We start from the raw sequence: 17,204 nt of genomic DNA, 5'->3' as shown, positions 1-17,204 counted from the left end.
TCTACAATGGCGGCCATGCTCGGCCGCTCCCAAGGCCTGTGCCCCAGTTTCTAGACTCTTTGGTAGCCATTCCCATGAACATCCTTCGTTTCTCCGACCTGTGTGCCCAAGGCAAGGTGCAAGGCCAACGCGTTTTCATCCGCTCCGATCTGAATGTGCCGCTCAACGACGCGGGCGAGATCACCGAAGACACGCGCGTGCGTGCGTCGGTCCCTGCGATCGAGATGGCGCTGAAGGCCGGCGCCGCCGTGATGGTGACCAGCCACCTGGGCCGCCCCACCGAAGGCGCTTTCAAGCCCGAGGACTCGCTCGCCCCCGTCGCCCAGCGCCTGGGCCAGCTGCTGGGCCGCGAAGTGCCGCTGATCGCCGACTGGGTCGATGGCGTCAACGTGGCACCCGGCCAGGTCGTGATGCTGGAGAACTGCCGCACCAATGTCGGCGAAAAGAAAAACCTGCCCGCGCTGGCGCAAAAGCTGGCCCGGCTGTGCGACATCTATGTGAATGACGCCTTTGGCACGGCCCACCGCGCCGAAGGCACGACCTACGGTATTGCCGAGTACGCGAAGACCGCCTGCGCCGGCCCGCTGCTGTCGGCCGAGATCGATGCCATCACCAAGGCACTGGCAGCGCCAGCGCGTCCGCTGGTGGCCATCGTCGCGGGCTCCAAGGTGTCGACCAAGCTGACCATCCTGCAATCGCTGTCCAGCAACGTGGACCAGCTGATCGTCGGCGGCGGCATCGCCAACACCTTCATGCTGGCTGCGGGCCTGAACATCGGCAAGTCGCTGGCCGAAGCCGACCTGGTCGGCGATGCCAAGGCGGTGATCGATGCGATGGCCGCTCGCGGTGCCGATGTGCCGATTCCGACCGATGTGGTCGTCGCCAAGACCTTTGCTGCCGATGCCGAAGCGACCATCAAGCGCGCCACCGATGTGGCCGATGACGACCTGATCCTGGATATCGGCCCGGAGACGGCCGCCCGCCTGGCCGAGCAGCTCAAGAAGGCCGGCACCATCGTCTGGAACGGCCCGGTGGGCGTGTTCGAATTCGATGCGTTTGCGCACGGCACCGAAACCTTGGCGCAGGCCATTGCCCAGTCGCCCGCGTTCAGCATTGCCGGCGGTGGTGACACCTTGGCCGCCATTGCCAAGTACGGCATCGAAGACAAGATTGGTTATATCTCCACCGGAGGTGGTGCGTTTTTGGAAGTATTGGAAGGCAAGACCTTGCCAGCTTTCGAAATTCTGCAAAAGCGCGCCGCAGGCTGAGCTTTCAGGGCGGGCAAATGACCGTTCCAAAGTGTGAGCAAAAACAACAAAATGCATGGCTCTGTTCGCACTTTGGATCGTTTCTCTTGTCTTGGCACCACCACATCTACAACAATGGATGCAAGCCTGGGCGGGTGTTGGCCCGTCGGCTATCTAATTCCGAGGAGGGAAACATGGCTTTGAAAAAGACCATCGGAGCGGCGGCGCTGGCAAGCGCCGTGCTTGCGTTGACGGGTTGTGCGGTAGAGGCGCCCGTTCCATACGGCGCCAACTATGCGCAGCCAACCCAGATGAAGGTGCGTGCCGCAGGCCACTGGGACCTGATGGCCAGCGAAGTGGTCGCTGACACCCTGGCGACGCTGGAGCGCAATGGTCTGAACGCCAAGACGCCCTTGTATGTGGCCCTGCCACAGAACGCCAGCGCCTTCGACAGCGTGTTCCACGACCTGGTCGTGACCAAGCTGGTGCAGCATGGCGCATCGGTCTACACCACCCCGGGCCAGCAACTGGAGGTGAGCTACGACGCCAAGATCGTGCACCACAACCTGCAGCAGGCCGGCAACTGGGCCTATGAAGGCGACAACGGCCAGGTCATCGCTGGCGTGAGCCCGACCATCGGCACCGACTACCAGGCCGCCACCATCGCTGGCGCTCCGGCTTACTCCGAAGTGCTGCTGACCACCACGGTGCTGCGCCAGGGCCAGTACGTCGCGCGCAAATCCAACGTCTACTATGTCGACAACGCCACGGTTGGCCAGTTCGCCAAGACGCAAGCCTACCGCGCCGTCAACATGAAGGTGGTGAACCAATGATGCGGCGACTGACCACCCTTGCTGCTGTGGCCTGTGCCACTGTGCTGGCGGGTTGCGCCAGCTGGACTGAGCCTGCCCAGCCCGTGAGCACGGTGCGCAGCGAGCCCACCTACCAGTCCGCCGATGCCAGCATCTTCCTGGCCAACAGCCAGGATGCGATCAACAAGCTGACCGCCTCGGTCGCGCCGCAGTCGACCGGAACCGGTCCGGTGCTGGTGGCCACCGTGGTCAACGTGAACAACATGGGCGCCTCGTCGCCCCTGGGCCGCACCTTGTCCGAGATCTATGCCAACCAGATGGCTGCCCGGGGCTTCTACGTCAAGGAAGTCAAGCTGCGCACCGATCTGTATGTGCGCGAAGGCACCGGCGAGCTGCTGCTGTCGCGCGAGATGCGCGACATCGCTCGCAGCCAGAACGCCTCGATGGTGCTGGTCGGCACCTTCTCGCCGGCGGCCAACTTCACCTACGTCAGTCTCAAGCTGGTGCGTACCGAAGACAGCCGCATCCTGTCGGGCTATGACTATGCGTTGCCCAACGACCGCGATGTGACCCGTCTGCTGAACGCGCCTCGCTGATCCCCGGCCGGGCCCGCGCCCGGCTGCTACAAAGAACGCACTCCCCTTGGGCAGTGCGTTTTTTTTATGGCCGGAACGGCCGGCGTTGACAGCCGCCATCACAGGCTGGCAGAATCCAGCCTCCCTCCTGGCGCGACATTCGATCCCGTCGGCCTGCGTGTTTCCCAGACCCGCTGCCGGCTTCAGGTTTTCCAGTCCCGATCTGCGCGCCTGCGTGCTTCTTGCACACCTCCCCGCCAACGCTGCGTTGGCACATCTTTGATGGATCAGGTGCCGAACCTTGTCGTTCGGCGCCACGGCATCCGTCTGTCTTTTTCCTATCCCTTTCTCACTCTCTCACGTCTGGAGCTTCGAATGATGATTCGTCTGTCCAAGTCCGCCATGGTGCTGGCCATGGCTTTCTTCGCCACCTTGGTGGCTTTTGGCAATATCACCGATTACGCCACCAACTTTGCCTTTGTGCACCATGTGTTCCTGATGGACACCACCTTCCCCGGCAACGGCATCATGTACCGCGCCATCGAGGCGCAATGGCTCCACCACCTGGGCTATGCCGGCATCATTGCGCTGGAAACGCTGACGGCCGTGCTGTGCTGGATCGGGGGCAGCAAGCTCTTGCGGGCCCGCCATGCCGATGCCGCCGGCTTTCGCGCCGCCAAAAAATGGGCGATTGCGGGGCTCACCCTGGGCTTTCTCACCTGGCAGGTGGGCTTCATGTCGGTGGGCGGCGAGTGGTTTGGCATGTGGATGTCCAAAGAGTGGAACGGCGTGCCCGATGCCTTCCGCTTCTTCATCACCTTGCTGCTGGTGCTGGTCTACCTGACGATGGACAACGACAGCCTGGCCGAACCCGTGCCACCTGCAGCCCGCTGATACCAGCGGCCCAGGACGGCCTCGTGCAGGCTCAGCCGCGTGCCCGGCTGGGCCAGAGCACCGAGGCAATGGCCAGCACCATCAAGGCCACCGCGGTCCAGTCCTGCCAGTGCAGGATCTCACCCAGCCACCAGGCGCCGCTGAAGACGCCGAGCACGGGGATCAGCATCACGCTCAACGTGGACGCCAGCGGTGGCAAGGTGCGCACAAGAAAGAACCAGGCCACCTGGGCAAAGCCGATCACCAGCACGGCATTGAACAGGATGGTGCCCCAGGCCACCGGGTCGGGCGCATGCCAGCGTGGACGCTCGAGCACCGTGGCCAGCAGGCACAGGCAGGCGGTGGTCATCACCGTCATCCAGAAGGCCAGGGTCAATGTGGCGGCCGGGATGCGGGTGCGGCGCAGCAGCTGGGTGCCCAGCGCCCAGCTGGCCGCCGCCAGCAGCATCAGTGCCACGCCGGTGGGCTTGCCGCCGAGCTTGTCCATCTCATTCCACAGCAGCAGCAACACGCCGCCAGCGGCAGCGGCCACACCCATCCAGGCGCGCGGGGGCAGCCGGTCACTGAAGAACAGTGCGCCCAGCGCTGCTGAAAAAATAGGCATGGTGTAGCCGAGGATGGCCGCCCGGCCACTGGGTAGCAGCGGGATGGCCACGATGATCAGCGTGTGCCACATCACCATGTTGAAAAAACCCAGCACCAGCAGCGGGCCCCAGTAACGGCGCTCCAGCCGGAACGGCACCTTCAGCGCCACCAGGCCCAGCGCTAGCAACGGCAGACCGATCAGCATCGACAGCGCGCGAAAGCTCAGCGGCGGGAAGTGCTGAACCCCTGTTTTCATCACTGGCCAGTTCAGGCCCCAGACCAGGGTCAGCAGGCCCAGGGTCACCAGTTGTTGTCTCGACAGCGTAGGCATGGGCTGCGATTGTGCCTGCAATCCCCGTGTGACGCAGTCAGCCCTGCGCAGAGCGGGGCCCCTGGCCAGCTTTTACAATAGCGGCCATGCCTTTCATCGACCAGCTGCGCGCCGCAGCCACCCAAAACAACTCCATGCTGTGCGTGGGCCTGGATCCGGAACCCAGCCGTTTTCCCGCCACGATGCGCGGCGATGCCAGCAAGATCTATGATTTTTGCGCAGCCATCGTCGATGCCACCCATGACCTGGTCAACAGCTTCAAACCGCAGATCGCCTATTTTGCCGCGCACCGCGCCGAGGACCAGCTGGAAAAGCTGATGGCCCATATGCGCCGCGTGGCCCCGCAGGTGCCGGTGATTCTCGATGCCAAGCGCGGCGATATCGGCTCGACCGCCGAGCAGTACGCCAAGGAGGCCTTTGAGCGCTACGGCGCCGATGCGGTGACCTTGTCGCCGTTCATGGGCTTTGACTCCATCACGCCCTATCTGCAGTACGAAGGCAAGGGCGCCTTCCTGCTGTGCCGCACCTCCAACCCTGGCGGTGACGACTTGCAGGCCCAGACCTTGGCCGATGTGCCCGGCCAGCCGCCGATGTTCGAGCATGTGGCGCGCCTGGCCCAGGGCCCCTGGAACACCAATGGCCAGCTCGGCCTGGTCGTCGGCGCTACCCGCCCGCAAGAGATCGAGCGCGTGCGCGCCGTCGCCCCGCACCTGCCGCTGCTGATTCCCGGCGTTGGCGCACAGGGCGGCGATGCGGTGGCCACCGTCAAGGCGGCCCGCATTGGCGGCGGCCCGATCATCATCAACTCCTCGCGCGCCATCCTGTACGCGAGCAGCGGCGAGGACTTTGCCAGCGCCGCGCGCGCCGCTGCGATCAAGACCCGCGATCTGCTGAACGCCGTGGAATAAACACATCCCAGGCCCAGGACAACAGGGTCCGTGCTGCACGCTGGCACGGACCCTGCTTCTTTTCCGGGACAGTGCGCGGGCCTCTTGCGCCAAGACACAATGCAGCCTGCCGCTTTCCTCTGACGACGCTCCCACCCGCCACAAGGATTCCCGATGCTCCCAGCGCTTTTTTCTCGCCCCCGCCTTGCGGCCACCGTCGGTCTGATGGCATGGGCGGCCAGCATGGCGGCAGGCGCCCAAGCAGCTGCGCACTACCCGAGCAAGCCCATTACCTTGGTGATTGCCTACCCGCCCGGGGGCAGCACCGATGCGGTGGGCCGCCTGGTCGGCACCGAGCTGGCGCAGCGGCTCAAGCAGCCGGTGGTGATCGAGAACCTCGGCGGTGCCGGCGGTGCGATCGGCGCGCAGAAGGTGGCCCGGGCACCCGCCGATGGCTACACCCTGCTGCTGGCGGCCAACAACGAGATGGCGATTGCACCGCTGATCAACAAGGCCATCAAGTACCGCGTGTTTCAGGATTTCACGCCCATCAGCTTGGTGGCGACGCAGCCGATGGTGCTGGTCGCGTCGCAGGCCAGCGGGGTCAAGAACACGCAGGCGTTCCTCAGCCTGCTGCGGCAGAACCCCGGCAAGTACAGCTATGGCAGCTCGGGCGTGGGCACAGCGCTGCATATCGCCGGTGAGATGGTGCAGCAGGCCGGCGATGTGACGATGGCCCATGTGCCGTACAAAGGCGTGGCTCCGCTGACCAATGACCTGCTGGGCGGCAGCCTCGAATTTGGCGTGTTTGTGCTGTCCTCGGGCCTGCCGCACATCCGTGCCGGCAAGGTGGTGGCGCTGGGCACGACCGAGGCCAGGCGCTCCCCCGTGACGCCCGATATCCCTGCGTTAGCCGAGACTTCGGCGTTTGCCAAGGTCGATATCAACAGCTGGTTTGCGCTGATGGGCCCGGCCAAGCTGCCACCCCACGTGCTGGCTGCGTTGCGCGGGGCGCTGGCCGACACGCTGCAATCGCCAGGTTTTCGGGCCAAGCTCGAAGCCAGTGGCAACGTGGTGGCCGCACCGGGCCAGGACATGGGCGCTTTCTTGAAAGCCCAGGTGGGCAAGTACCAGCAGATCGTCGAGGCTGCGAAGATCGACGACCGCTGAGCTAGCGCCGCGCCGCCTGCAGCCAGCGGCCGCCCCAGACCACGACCACCAGGGCCAGCACGACAAACACCGCGCCGGCCCATTGCCAGGCCGTCACCGTCTCGCCCAGCACCAGCATGCCGGTGGTCAGCCCGATCACGGGCACGCAGAGGCTGAAGGGCGCCACGCGGTTGGCGGAGTAGCGCTGGATCAGCTTGGTCCACAGCCCGTAGCCGACGATGGTGGCCACCCAGCCCAGGTAGGCGATGGAGGCCCAGGCCAGCCAGGGGATCTGCTGCCAGGTCTCGGCATGCAGCCACTTGCCGACGCTGCCCTCGTCCAACCAGGCGCTCAGCCCGATGAAGGGAATGATCGGCATCAGGCTGCTCCAGGCGATAAAGCTCACCGGGTCGTAGCGGGCGTTTTCCTTTTGCGCCAGGCGCACCACCACGTTGGAGCAGGCCCAGGAGGTGGCCGCGCACAGCACCAGCAGCAGGCCAGCCAAGGTGGTGCCACCGGCGCCATTGCTGCGCAGCTCATTGATCAGCAGGCAGGCCAGGCCCAGCGCCGCAATGCCCATGCCCGCCACCAGCGGGCGGCCGGGCCGCTCGCGCAGCAGCACCCAGGTCCAGACGGCGGTAAGAAACACCTGGGTCTGCAGCACCACGCTGGCGAGCGACGCCGTCATGCCCACCTTGAGCGCGGTGAACAGAAAGCCGAACTGGCCTACGCCTTGCAGCAGGCCAAACAGCACCACCCAGCGCCAGTGCACGCGCGGTGGCTTGATGAACAGCACCAGCGGAAAGGCTGCGCACAGGTAGCGCAGGGCACCCAGCTCGAACGGGGTCAGGCTTTGCAGGCCCCATTTCATGATGACGAAGTTGATGCCCCAGACCACCACCACGACCAGCGCCAACGCGAGGTCAGTGGGGCGGAACGGGGCGGGGGAGCTGGAAGCAGACATGGCTGGAGGCGCTGGTGTGCGCAGCGCCGGATGTTATTCAAAGTTTTCCAGCAGTGTGCCAGCAAGCGCGGCTGCGTGCTGGCACTGCGCTATTCAGCGCAAATTGCGCGTGGGCGACAGTGCTTCAGGCTGCACACCCTGGCCGGCAAGGTCCGGGTCCAGCGGCTCATGCAAGGCCAGGTTGCGCGCCAGCAGGCCGTAGCCATAGGCGCTCTGGATGCCGTAGCCGCCTTGCGCAGCCACCCACAGAAACTGCGGCGCCTGGCCATCCCAGCCGATCACCATCTCGCCATCGGCGACAAAGGAGCGCAGGCCCGCCCAGCTGTGGCTGGGGCGGCGGATGTCGAAGTGGCTGGCCTGCATGATGCGGTCAATGCCTTCGGCAATGTCGAGCATCTCGGGCTGCACATCATGCGGGTGGGTGGCATCGGCATTGGCGGGCGAGCCCAGCAGTTGGCCGGCATCGGGCTTGAAATACCACTGCTCTCCAATATCGATGACGGCCGGCCAGTGCTGGCCGTCCATGCCCTCGGGCACCGCAAAGGTGAAGGCGCTGCGGCGCTTGGGTGTGAGGCCAATCGCAGCGGCACCAGCCATCTGGCCCAGTTCATCGGCCCAGGCACCGGCGGCATTGACGACATGGCGGGCCTGCAGCTGGCGGCCATCGGCCAGGCCGATCTGCCAGCGGCTGGCGCCGGCATCCCAGTGCAGGCTCTGCACCCGTGCATCGTTCCACAGCTGGCCGCCGCGCCGGCGCATGCCCTTCAAAAAGCCCTGGTGCAGCGCATGCACATCGATATCGCGGGCGCCGTCGTCGGTAAAACCGGCTTCGAGCACCTCGGTGTTCAAGGCCGGCAAGAAGGCTTTCAGTTCGGTCTTGTCCAGCCAGCGGGCGCCGGGCGAATGCTGGCGCGCCTCGTCGTAGGCGGCTTGCAGTGCGGGCAATTGCTCGGGTGTCGCCACATACAGCACCCCCCGGGGGCTGACCAGCGCCTGCTCGGCAAAATCGGCCGGCGGCTGCTCGTAAAACGCGCGGCTGGCCCGGGTGAGCGCTTGCACCTGGGCTGGGCCATAGTGCTCTTCGAACAGCGCGGCCGAGCGGCCGGTGGTGTGGTAGCCGGGCTGGGATTCCTGCTCCAGCACCAGCACCTGGGCGCTGCTGGCCAGGTGCCAGGCGGTGGCGCTGCCGGCCATGCCGGCGCCGATGACGACAAAATCCCAGACGGCCGGGCGGGCGGCGGCAGAGGCTGACGGGTTGGGGGTGGCCGAAGGGGAACTGTTGGGGGTATCCATGGTCAGCATGGTAAGGTCAGTGACACTTCGCAAAGGGCAAACATGAGACAGAAACAGGCACGCAAGGGTTTTCATTCATGGGCGCTGGGCGCCAGCGGGCTGCTGGCCGTCTGTGCGGCCAGCACTGCGCCAGCACAAACGGCGGTGCCCGCGCTGCCCCAACCCACGGTGGTGGGCAGCGGCTACCTCAACCCCTGGGCCATTGCGCCGTTGCCGGACAAACGCTTTTTGCTGACCGAGCGCGGCGGCAAGCTTTGGCTGCTCGATGCCGATGGCCGCAAGCAGTCCGAGCTGCAGGGCGTACCCAAGGTGGTCGATGCCGGCCAGGGCGGCCTGCTCGATGTGGTGGCCGACAGCCAGTTCGCCAGCAACCGCCGCATCTATTTCTGCTTCAGCGAAGCCGGGCCCCAGGCGGGCACCAACAGCACGGCGCTGGCCACGGCGCGCATTGCGGCCGATGAGCGCCAGCTCGACGAGGTCAAGGTCCTGTTCAGCCAGCGCCCCAAGGCCAAGAGCAATGCCCACTTTGGCTGCCGCATTGCCGAGACGCCTGACGGCAACCTGTTCCTCAGCCTGGGCGACCGCTTCTCGTTGCGCAACGATGCGCAGACCCTGAACAACCACCACGGCAAGCTGGTGCGCATCGCCAAGGATGGCAGCGTGCCCAAGGACAACCCCTATGTGGGCCGCCAGGATGCGCTGCCCGAGATCTACAGCTATGGCCACCGCAACAGCCAGGGCCTGGCCGTGGCCGCCGATGGCAGCCTGTGGCAGCACGAGCACGGCCCCCAGGGCGGCGACGAGATCAACCGGCCCCAGCCCGGCAAGAACTATGGCTGGCCGGTGATCACCTATGGCGAGGAATACGGCGGCGGCAAGATCGGCGAAGGCACGCAGAAGGCCGGCATGGAGCAGCCCTTGCACTACTGGGTGCCCAGCATTGCACCGTCGGGCATGGCCTTTGTCACGAGCGACCGCTATGGCCCGGCCTGGAAAGGCAGCCTGCTGGTCGGCGGCCTCAAGTCGCGCAGCGTCGCCCAGCTGACGGTCAAGGACGGCAAGGTGACGGGCGAGAAGCGGCTCTATGAATCCCTCGGTGAGCGCATCCGCGATGTGCGCCAGGGTGCCGATGGCCTGGTCTACCTGCTGACCGATGGGCCCGATGGCAAGCTCATCCGCCTCACGCCATCGGGCACTTAAAGCTTGCGCTTGAAACCCAGATGGCTGGGCACAAAGCCCAGCTTTTCATAGAAACGGTGCGCATCGGTCCGGCTTTTGTCGGTGGTCAGCTGCACCACCGAGCAGCCCTGCTCCCGGCACTGCGCCACCGCCCATTCCAGCATCTGCTGGCCCGCGCCGGCGCCGCGCAGTTCTGCCGCAATGCGCACCGATTCGATCTGGCCACGCCAGGCGCCCGTGTGCGACAAGCCGGGCACAAAAGACAGCTGCAGGGTGCCGACCACCTGTCCGTTCAACTCCGCCACCACCAGGCGCTGGTTCGCATCGGCGCAGATCGCATCAAAGGCTGCGGTATAGCGCGCATCGGGCGGGTCGGTCAGCACCTCGCGCTCGCGGCCCAGCGCATCATCGGCCAGCAAGGCGATGATGGCGGGCAGGTCGGCAAGGGCTGCGGTGCGGAACATCAGGTGGGTCGGCATCGCGGTGGCGCTCCAGGTCGTGGTGGTTGCATCGCCCAACGGGCTCAGCGCTTCAGGTAGGGCGCCAGATAGCGGCCGGTATGGCTGGCCGGGTTGGCCGCCACCTGCTCGGGCGTGCCCTGGGCCACCAGTTGCCCGCCACCGGCGCCGCCTTCCGGCCCCATGTCGATGACCCAGTCAGCCGTCTTGATGACGTCGAGGTTGTGCTCGATGACGACAATCGTGTTACCCGCATCGCGCAGCTGGTGCAGCACCTTGAGCAGCAGGTCGATATCGGCAAAATGCAGGCCGGTGGTCGGCTCATCGAGGATGTAGAGCGTGCGGCCGGTGTCGCGCTTGGACAGCTCCTGCGCGAGCTTGACGCGCTGGGCCTCGCCCCCCGACAAGGTGGTGGCGCTCTGGCCCAGGCGGATGTAGCTCAGGCCCACATCCAGCAGGGTTTGCAGCTTGCGGGCAATGGTGGGTACATCGCGGAAGAAGTCGTGCGCATCCTCCACCGTCATCTCCAGGATCTGCGCAATGTTGCGGCCCTTCCACTGCACCTGCAGGGTTTCGCGGTTGTAGCGCTGGCCGTGGCAGATGTCGCAGGGCACATAGACATCGGGCAGAAAATGCATCTCCACCTTCACCATGCCATCGCCCTGGCAGGCCTCGCAGCGGCCGCCGGCCACATTGAAGCTGAAACGCCCCGGGCCATAGCCGCGCTCCTTGGCGGTATTGGTCTCGGCCATCAGCTCGCGGATGGGGGTGAACAGACCCGTGTAGGTCGCCGGGTTGCTGCGGGGCGTGCGGCCAATCGGGCTTTGGTCCACATTGATGACCTTGTCGAAATAATCCAGGCCTTCGATCTCCCGGTAGGGCGCAACATCGCCCTGGGCGCGGTTGATCTTGTGGGCCGCTGCGGCATACAAGGTGTCGTTGACCAGGGTCGACTTGCCCGAGCCCGAGACGCCGGTCACGCAGGTGAACAGGCCGACGGGGAAATCCACCGTCACATCGCGCAGGTTGTGGCCGCTGGCGCCCACCAGGCGCAGGCTTTGCACCGCATGCGGGTCCACCGGGGCGGGCGCTGCTTCCTGCGCGCTGCGGCCCTTGGCGCTGCTGGTGCTGCTGGCCTTGCCGCTGGGCTTTTTCTCCAGCGAGGTGCGCACCGTGGGGAACTGCGAGCCGCTCTTGTCCGCCACGGCCTTGCCCACGGGCGCACCCACGGTACTGGCCAGCACCGGCAGCCAGGGCGTGCGGCGCGCAGGCACGGCAATCGATTTCTGGCCGCTCAGGTACTGGCCGGTGAGCGACTGCGGGTGGGCGCAGATGTCGGCATAGCGGCCCTGGGCCATGATCTGGCCGCCGTGCACGCCGGCGCCCGGGCCCATGTCGATGATCTGGTCGGCCGCGCGCATCATGTCCTCGTCGTGCTCGACGACGATCACGCTGTTGCCGATGTCGCGCAGGTGCTGCAAGGTAGCGATCAGGCGGTCGTTGTCGCGCTGGTGCAGGCCGATCGAGGGCTCGTCGAGCACATACATCACGCCGGTCAGGCCAGAGCCGATCTGCGATGCCAGGCGAATGCGCTGCGCCTCGCCGCCCGAGAGGGTCTCGGCGCTGCGTGCCAGGCTCAGGTAGGTCAGGCCCACATCGTTGAGGAACTGCAGCCGCGTGCTGATCTCCTGGATCACCCGGGCGGCAATATCGGCCTTGGCGCCCGTCAGCTGCACCGTGGTGAACCAGGCGTGGGCCTCGCTCAGGGTGACCTGGCTGATGTCCTGGATTGCACGGGCCTGGTCGCCGTCGCCCACGCGCACAAAGCGCGCCTCGCGGCGCAGGCGCGCGCCGTGGCAATCCGGGCAGGGCTGCACGCTCTGGTAGCGCGCCAGCTCGTCGCGCACGATGCTCGAATCGGTCTCGCGGTAGCGCCGCGTCATGTTCGGCAGAATGCCTTCAAACGGGTGCTTCTTCGTGACCATCTTGCCGGCGTTCTCGCCGCTGGCCAGCTCGTACTTGAAGGCAATTTCTTCGTCGCCCGAGCCATGGAGCACCACCTGGCGCACCGCCTCGGGCAGGCTCTCGAAAGACTGCTCGATGTCGAATTGGTAGTGGCGGCCCAGGCTTTCGAGCATCGCAAAATAGTAGCCATTGCGCCGGTCCCAGCCCTTGATGGCGCCGCTGGCCAGGCTGAGCGTGGGGAAGGCCACCACACGCTCGACGTCGAACACCTCATGCAGGCCCAGGCCGTCGCACGACGGGCAGGCGCCCTGGGGCGAGTTGAAGGAGAACAGGCGCGGCTCCAGCTCGGCCAGCGCATAACTGCAGACCGGGCAGGAGAACTTGCTGCTGAACAAATGCTCCTTGCCGGTGTCCATCTCCAGCGCCAGCACCCGGCCATTGCCTTCGTTGCCGCCCACGCGCAGCGCGGCCTCAATGCTTTCAGCCAGGCGCTGCTGCAGCCCGGCGCGCACCTTGATCCGGTCGATGACCACGTCGATGTCGTGCTTCTCGTTCTTGGCCAGCGCGGGCAGGGTCTCGTGCTCGTACATCTGGCCATCGACCCGAAAGCGCACATAGCCCAGCGCCTGCATCTGGGCAAACAGCTCGGCGAACTCGCCCTTCTTGCCGCGCGCCACCGGCGCCAGGACCATCAGCCTGGTGTCCTCGGGCAGGGCCAGCACGGCATCCACCATCTGGCTGACGGTCTGGGCCGCCAGCGGCAGGTTGTGGTCGGGGCAGAAGGGCGTGCCTGCGCGGGCGTACAGCAGGCGCAGGTAGTCATGGATTTCGGTGACCGTGCCTACGGTCGAGCGCGGGTTGTGGCTGGTCGCCTTCTGCTCGATCGAGATGGCCGGCGACAGGCCCTCGATCAGGTCGACATCGGGTTTGTCCAGCCGGCCCAGAAACTGGCGCGCATAGGCCGAGAGGCTCTCGACATAGCGGCGCTGGCCTTCGGCATACAAGGTGTCAAAGGCCAGGCTGGATTTGCCCGAGCCCGACAGCCCGGTGATCACCACCAGCTGGTGGCGGGGGATGTCCAGGTCGATGTTCTTGAGGTTGTGCGTGCGCGCGCCACGGATGGCAATGCGGCTGTGTGCCAGCCGCGCACCCAGGTAGCGGCTGTCGTCCTGGCGCGCCTCGGACACGCCGAGTTCGTGGTGCAGGTCGATCGCAGCGGATGGGTCGGTGGGGGTGCGTGGTGGCATGTGGGCGTCAGGATCCAAAACCCCTCATGATAGCCAGCATGCCCGTTCGTTGTGCAATCTGCCGGGTATCGCTGCACATGCTTTGCGGATAAACCGGGCGCCGCCCCAGGGGAGCGGCCTACAACTTGCCGCCCAAACCGGGGTGGGGGCTTGCTGCAGCTTTGCGCTCAGCTATCGTTTCTGAAGGGCCTGCAGCCGCGTAGATTCCGTCTGCCAGCAGGGCTTGCGGCTGCGCTCTACACTTGCCGCTGGCGATCGTCGCCATCCGTCCCTTGTTTGCCAGCGTATCGCCCTTGTCTCTCACTTCTGTTTCTTCATCCACGGCCATGCGGCCGGCCGAGCGGCGCGCCAGCTTCAGCCTGGCGCTGATCTTTGCATTGCGCATGCTGGGCCTGTTCCTGGTGCTGCCGGTGTTCGCGCTGGAGGCCCACAAATACCCTGGTGGTGATGACCCGGCGCTGGTCGGGCTTGCCATGGGTGTCTATGGCCTGACCCAGGCCGTCTGCCAACTGCCGCTGGGCATGGCGTCTGACCGCTATGGGCGCAAGAAGGTCATCGTGCTGGGCCTGCTGGTGTTCGCCGCCGGCAGTCTGATCGCCGGCATGGCCGGCAACCTCCATGCCTTGCTGCTGGGCCGGGCGCTGCAAGGCGCGGGCGCCGTGTCCGCCGCCGTCACGGCGCTGCTGGCCGACCAGACCCGCGATGTGGTGCGCACCAAGGCCATGGCGCTGGTGGGCGCGAGCATTGGGCTGATGTTTGCGCTGGCGCTGGTGCTCAGCCCGCTGCTGGTCGTGCATATCGGCCTGAGCGGCCTGTTCTTGATGACCTGCGGCCTGGCGCTGGGCGGCATTGCCGTGGTGCTGTGGGTGGTGCCGCCGGAGCCGCTGGAGCACCGGGGCGGCGCACGCGGCGGCCTGCGTGAGGTGTTTCGCCATGCCGATCTGGTGCGGCTCAACGCCGGGGTGTTTGTGCTGCACACGGTGCAGATGTCGATGTGGGTGGCCGTACCCGCGATGCTGGTGGCCGCGGGTCTGCCCAAGGCCGAGCACTGGCAGGTCTACCTGCCGGCCGTGGTGCTGTCCTTTGTGCTGATGGGCGGGTTGTTTGCGCTGGAGCGGCGCGGTTACCTGCGCGGCGCGCTGCTGGGCTCGATCGGGCTGGTGGCCCTGGTGCAAATAGCCTTGGGACTGGTGGCGACCTCCGGCCAGGCGCCCACGCTGTGGCTGATGGGGGTGCTGCTGTTCGTGTTTTTCTGCGGCTTCAATGCGCTGGAGGCGACGCAGCCGAGCCTGGTGTCGCGCATGGCGCCCGCCTCCCTGCGTGGTGCGGCGCTGGGCAGTTACAACACTTTGCAATCGCTGGGCCTTTTTGCCGGCGGCGCATTGGGTGGGGTGCTGACCCGCTGGGGCAGTGTGACCGATTTGTTCATCGCCACCAGCGCCTTGGCGCTGCTGTGGCTGGTGCTGACCTGGCCCTTGCAACCGCTGGCCCGCACCGCCGCTGGCGCTGGCGCTGCACAAAAGTAAGCGCTGGCTGGGAATGGGGCCGGCCCGTCAGGCCCCTTTGCAGAATCTGCGGGTACTGGGCAAGAAATGCCTGGCCGCTTTGGGGTAGGATACGCCCCTGTATCTCAGTGATGGGCGCTTTGAAGGCTGCAATGCCTGCAACACTGCCAACGCATAGTAGGCGCCCATTTTTCAAAGGAAAAACCTGAACCATGGCATCCGTCAACAAAGTCATCATCGTCGGCAACCTCGGCCGCGACCCTGAAATCCGCACCTTCCCCTCGGGCGACCAGGTAGCCAACGTCACCATCGCCACCACCGACCGCTGGCGCGACAAGAACAGCGGCGAGAACAAGGAAGCCACCGAGTGGCACCGTGTGGTGTTCAATGGCCGTCTGGCTGAAATCGTCGGCCAGTACCTGCGCAAGGGCAGCCAGGTCTATGTGGAAGGCAGCCTGCGCACCCGCAAGTGGACCGACCAGGCCACCGGCCAGGAGCGCTATGCGACGGAAATCCGCGCTGACTCCATGCAAATGCTGGGCAGCCGCCAAGGCCAGGGCGGCGGTGGCGGCCAGGGCGGTGGTGATGACTACGGCTATGGCGACAGCGGCTACGGCGACCAAGGTGGCGGCGGTGCACCCGCTGGCAACTACCAGCGCCGCGCCCCGGCACCGGCCATGGCCCCAGCGGCCGCACCCCGCCAGGCGCCACCTCCCCGTCCTGCGCCAGCGCCCATGCCAGCGCCGGCCCCACGCGCTGCGTCGGGCTTTGACGACATGGACGACGATATTCCGTTCTAGGCAGCCGCTGCCTGTTTCGCAATGAATGACGAGCCCGCGCCTGACCAGCCGCGGGCTATTTTGATGGCGGAGCAAAAAGGGGGCTCGCCCGCAGTCTGCTAGGTCTGGCGGACGCCTTGCGCCGGGAGCGCTGATGCACCCTCGGGCGCGCTGGCCTGCTGGATACGCAGATGGCGGCGCAGGTCGAATTTGAGCAATACGGCCCCTGCGCCGATCAGCAACACGTCCTTGACGATGAAGCCGTCCAGCATGGTCAGTTGCGGCAGCAGGCTCAGCGTCGTGATGCCTGTCACGATGACGATGGCCGAGCCCACGATACCGAAGGCCGGTTTCTTGAAACCAACGACCAAAGCCACAAAGGCCAGGGTTTCGACAACGCCGAGAAAGTAGCTGCCTCCGTGCACGCCAAACAGGGTGTAGAGAAAGCTGAGCCAGGTGCTGGAGATCAGCGGCTCCAACTCGCTGACCTCGAAATCAAACCATTTGAAGGTGCCGAACAGCGCAAAGATAAAGATGACGGAAAGCCGCAGCAGGGTGAGGTCGGCATCGGAATGCACAAAGCGGTGGATGGCGTTTTTCATGGGGTCTCCTGTTTCAAGGCGGGGGTGGGCGGAGGGGTACCAGCGCTGAGCCAGTGGACGATGGCTTGGACGGCGCCGGCATAGGCATCGTGTGGGGGAATGCGGTTGAGCAAGAGCGCGCCTTTGAGCGCCGCGCTGACCATCATTGCCAGCTCGGCAGCGGGCAGCGCAGTCTGGAGCTGTGCAGATTGCTGACCGGCTGCGAGGATGTCCTGCAGCAGGTGCTGCTCCTTCTGTGCGAGCCGGAACACGGCAATCTGCAGCTCCGGAAGCAGGAGATGGCTGTCTGACAGCATCGCGTAGACGCCGCACATCTGCCCTTGCGCAGCGCAGTCCGAAAAGGCCTCCAGGTAGCCCTGCAACCGCTGCACTCCCGCAGGCAATTGGTTCAGCTCGGCTTGCAACTGGTCGAACTGCGCGGTCTTGTAGGCACAGTAAGCCAGGCCCAGATCTGTCTTGCTGGGGAAATGGTGGTGGATGCTGGCCTTTCGGATACCAATGCCAGATTCCAGATCCGCGTAGCTGAAGCCCTGGAAGCCACGCTGCTGGATATAGACATTGGCCAGCTCGATGATTTTTTCGTAGGTGGACATATTTATTTATAAAAACTATTAAAAATAGTATTTCATTTGATTTTTAGAATGTACCTACTGAAAGGTAGGCTGTCAAAAGCTGTTGTGATTCAAAGCGTAAACGTCTTGCTGCGCCACCGGTTGGCTGCCCGGTCCGTAT

Annotated in this window: 16 protein-coding genes; 9 read left to right on the top strand and 7 right to left on the bottom strand. The window is 65.4% G+C overall.

Translation table 11 applies throughout. The features are described from left to right. Positions 1-74 precede the first annotated feature (74 nt). The 4 genes from MJ205_RS18530 (at position 75) to MJ205_RS18515 (ending at position 3,528) form a co-directional block, all read left to right on the top strand. Positions 75-1,268 carry a phosphoglycerate kinase gene (locus MJ205_RS18530; protein ID WP_239809805.1) on the top strand — a complete coding sequence of 398 codons (1,194 nt, stop codon included), beginning with the start codon at positions 75-77 and terminating at the stop codon, positions 1,266-1,268. A 173-nt stretch (positions 1,269-1,441) separates the two neighbouring features. Further along, on the top strand, positions 1,442-2,080 hold the full coding sequence (locus MJ205_RS18525) for a hypothetical protein (protein ID WP_239809804.1): 639 nt from the start codon (positions 1,442-1,444) through the stop codon (positions 2,078-2,080). After that, positions 2,077-2,655, top strand: a complete 579-nt coding sequence (locus tag MJ205_RS18520) for a FlgO family outer membrane protein (protein ID WP_239809803.1) — start codon at positions 2,077-2,079, stop codon at positions 2,653-2,655. Before MJ205_RS18525 ends, MJ205_RS18520 begins: the two co-directional genes overlap by 4 nt. A gap of 354 nt (positions 2,656-3,009) precedes the next feature. Then, the gene (locus MJ205_RS18515) at positions 3,010-3,528 is read left to right on the top strand and encodes a DUF2165 family protein (RefSeq protein ID WP_239809802.1); all 519 of its coding nucleotides are present in this window, start codon (positions 3,010-3,012) and stop codon (positions 3,526-3,528) included. Positions 3,529-3,559: 31 nt separating this feature from the next. Here MJ205_RS18515 and MJ205_RS18510 read toward each other — a convergent pair whose 3' ends face one another. Next, on the bottom strand, positions 3,560-4,444 hold the full coding sequence (locus MJ205_RS18510) for a DMT family transporter (RefSeq protein WP_239809801.1): 885 nt from the start codon (positions 4,442-4,444) through the stop codon (positions 3,560-3,562). An 86-nt stretch (positions 4,445-4,530) separates the two neighbouring features. Between MJ205_RS18510 and pyrF the strand changes: the two genes are divergently transcribed. Both pyrF and MJ205_RS18500 read left to right on the top strand, forming a co-directional pair. Beyond that, on the top strand, positions 4,531-5,352 hold the full coding sequence (gene pyrF, locus MJ205_RS18505; protein WP_239809800.1) for an orotidine-5'-phosphate decarboxylase: 822 nt from the start codon (positions 4,531-4,533) through the stop codon (positions 5,350-5,352). Between the two features lie 153 nt (positions 5,353-5,505). Further along, the gene (locus tag MJ205_RS18500; RefSeq protein WP_239809799.1) at positions 5,506-6,501 is read left to right on the top strand and encodes a Bug family tripartite tricarboxylate transporter substrate binding protein; all 996 of its coding nucleotides are present in this window, start codon (positions 5,506-5,508) and stop codon (positions 6,499-6,501) included. Between the two features lies 1 nt (position 6,502). Here the strand turns inward: MJ205_RS18500 and MJ205_RS18495 are convergent, their stop codons facing one another. Together MJ205_RS18495 and MJ205_RS18490 are read right to left on the bottom strand one after the other, a co-directional pair. Continuing rightward, positions 6,503-7,444 (bottom strand): EamA family transporter, encoded by a 942-nt coding sequence (locus tag MJ205_RS18495; RefSeq protein WP_239809798.1) that lies wholly within the window; start codon positions 7,442-7,444, stop codon positions 6,503-6,505. 93 nt (positions 7,445-7,537) lie between these two features. Continuing rightward, complete coding sequence (locus MJ205_RS18490; protein ID WP_256460941.1) at positions 7,538-8,737, bottom strand: NAD(P)/FAD-dependent oxidoreductase; 1,200 nt, start codon at positions 8,735-8,737, stop codon at positions 7,538-7,540. 42 nt (positions 8,738-8,779) lie between these two features. On the opposite strand from MJ205_RS18490, the gene MJ205_RS18485 reads away from it, so the two are divergent. Then, positions 8,780-9,937 (top strand): PQQ-dependent sugar dehydrogenase, encoded by a 1,158-nt coding sequence (locus tag MJ205_RS18485; RefSeq protein WP_239809797.1) that lies wholly within the window; start codon positions 8,780-8,782, stop codon positions 9,935-9,937. Here MJ205_RS18485 and MJ205_RS18480 read toward each other — a convergent pair. Continuing rightward, the gene (locus tag MJ205_RS18480; protein ID WP_239812792.1) at positions 9,934-10,395 is read right to left on the bottom strand and encodes a GNAT family N-acetyltransferase; all 462 of its coding nucleotides are present in this window, start codon (positions 10,393-10,395) and stop codon (positions 9,934-9,936) included. The two genes, MJ205_RS18485 and MJ205_RS18480, sit on opposite strands and share 4 nt — an antisense overlap. Positions 10,396-10,439: 44 nt before the next feature. Next, a complete protein-coding gene (gene uvrA / locus MJ205_RS18475; RefSeq protein WP_239809796.1) occupies positions 10,440-13,586 on the bottom strand; it encodes an excinuclease ABC subunit UvrA in 3,147 nt (1,048 codons plus the stop codon). A gap of 326 nt (positions 13,587-13,912) precedes the next feature. On the opposite strand from uvrA, the gene MJ205_RS18470 reads away from it, so the two are divergent. Together MJ205_RS18470 and ssb are read left to right on the top strand one after the other, a co-directional pair. Continuing rightward, positions 13,913-15,112 carry an MFS transporter gene (locus MJ205_RS18470; RefSeq protein WP_239812791.1) on the top strand — a complete coding sequence of 400 codons (1,200 nt, stop codon included), beginning with the start codon at positions 13,913-13,915 and terminating at the stop codon, positions 15,110-15,112. A gap of 191 nt (positions 15,113-15,303) precedes the next feature. Beyond that, positions 15,304-15,891, top strand: a complete 588-nt coding sequence (ssb, locus tag MJ205_RS18465) for a single-stranded DNA-binding protein (RefSeq protein WP_230779615.1) — start codon at positions 15,304-15,306, stop codon at positions 15,889-15,891. Between the two features lie 98 nt (positions 15,892-15,989). Here ssb and MJ205_RS18460 read toward each other — a convergent pair whose 3' ends face one another. Beyond that, positions 15,990-16,472 (bottom strand): DUF417 family protein, encoded by a 483-nt coding sequence (locus MJ205_RS18460; protein WP_239809795.1) that lies wholly within the window; start codon positions 16,470-16,472, stop codon positions 15,990-15,992. Next, positions 16,469-17,065, bottom strand: a complete 597-nt coding sequence (locus MJ205_RS18455) for a TetR/AcrR family transcriptional regulator (protein WP_239809794.1) — start codon at positions 17,063-17,065, stop codon at positions 16,469-16,471. The genes MJ205_RS18460 and MJ205_RS18455 overlap by 4 nt, the downstream gene beginning before the upstream one ends. Positions 17,066-17,204: the final 139 nt, after the last annotated feature.

Source organism: Comamonas sp. B21-038 (genome assembly GCF_022387135.1).
GTDB lineage: Bacteria > Pseudomonadota > Gammaproteobacteria > Burkholderiales > Burkholderiaceae_C > Comamonas > Comamonas sediminis.
Note: the sequence above shows the minus strand (reverse complement) of the source record. Positions and strands in the feature narration are given on the sequence as shown.

Coding starts and splice junctions, on each gene's coding strand:
- MJ205_RS18530 (WP_239809805.1), top strand. CDS start 75: ATGAACATCCTTCGTTTCTCCGACCTGTGTGCCCAAGGCAAGGTGCAA.
- MJ205_RS18525 (WP_239809804.1), top strand. CDS start 1,442: ATGGCTTTGAAAAAGACCATCGGAGCGGCGGCGCTGGCAAGCGCCGTG.
- MJ205_RS18520 (WP_239809803.1), top strand. CDS start 2,077: ATGATGCGGCGACTGACCACCCTTGCTGCTGTGGCCTGTGCCACTGTG.
- MJ205_RS18515 (WP_239809802.1), top strand. CDS start 3,010: ATGATGATTCGTCTGTCCAAGTCCGCCATGGTGCTGGCCATGGCTTTC.
- MJ205_RS18510 (WP_239809801.1), bottom strand. CDS start 4,444: ATGCCTACGCTGTCGAGACAACAACTGGTGACCCTGGGCCTGCTGACC.
- pyrF (WP_239809800.1), top strand. CDS start 4,531: ATGCCTTTCATCGACCAGCTGCGCGCCGCAGCCACCCAAAACAACTCC.
- MJ205_RS18500 (WP_239809799.1), top strand. CDS start 5,506: ATGCTCCCAGCGCTTTTTTCTCGCCCCCGCCTTGCGGCCACCGTCGGT.
- MJ205_RS18495 (WP_239809798.1), bottom strand. CDS start 7,444: ATGTCTGCTTCCAGCTCCCCCGCCCCGTTCCGCCCCACTGACCTCGCG.
- MJ205_RS18490 (WP_256460941.1), bottom strand. CDS start 8,737: ATGGATACCCCCAACAGTTCCCCTTCGGCCACCCCCAACCCGTCAGCC.
- MJ205_RS18485 (WP_239809797.1), top strand. CDS start 8,780: ATGAGACAGAAACAGGCACGCAAGGGTTTTCATTCATGGGCGCTGGGC.
- MJ205_RS18480 (WP_239812792.1), bottom strand. CDS start 10,395: ATGCCGACCCACCTGATGTTCCGCACCGCAGCCCTTGCCGACCTGCCC.
- uvrA (WP_239809796.1), bottom strand. CDS start 13,586: ATGCCACCACGCACCCCCACCGACCCATCCGCTGCGATCGACCTGCAC.
- MJ205_RS18470 (WP_239812791.1), top strand. CDS start 13,913: ATGCGGCCGGCCGAGCGGCGCGCCAGCTTCAGCCTGGCGCTGATCTTT.
- ssb (WP_230779615.1), top strand. CDS start 15,304: ATGGCATCCGTCAACAAAGTCATCATCGTCGGCAACCTCGGCCGCGAC.
- MJ205_RS18460 (WP_239809795.1), bottom strand. CDS start 16,472: ATGAAAAACGCCATCCACCGCTTTGTGCATTCCGATGCCGACCTCACC.
- MJ205_RS18455 (WP_239809794.1), bottom strand. CDS start 17,065: ATGTCCACCTACGAAAAAATCATCGAGCTGGCCAATGTCTATATCCAG.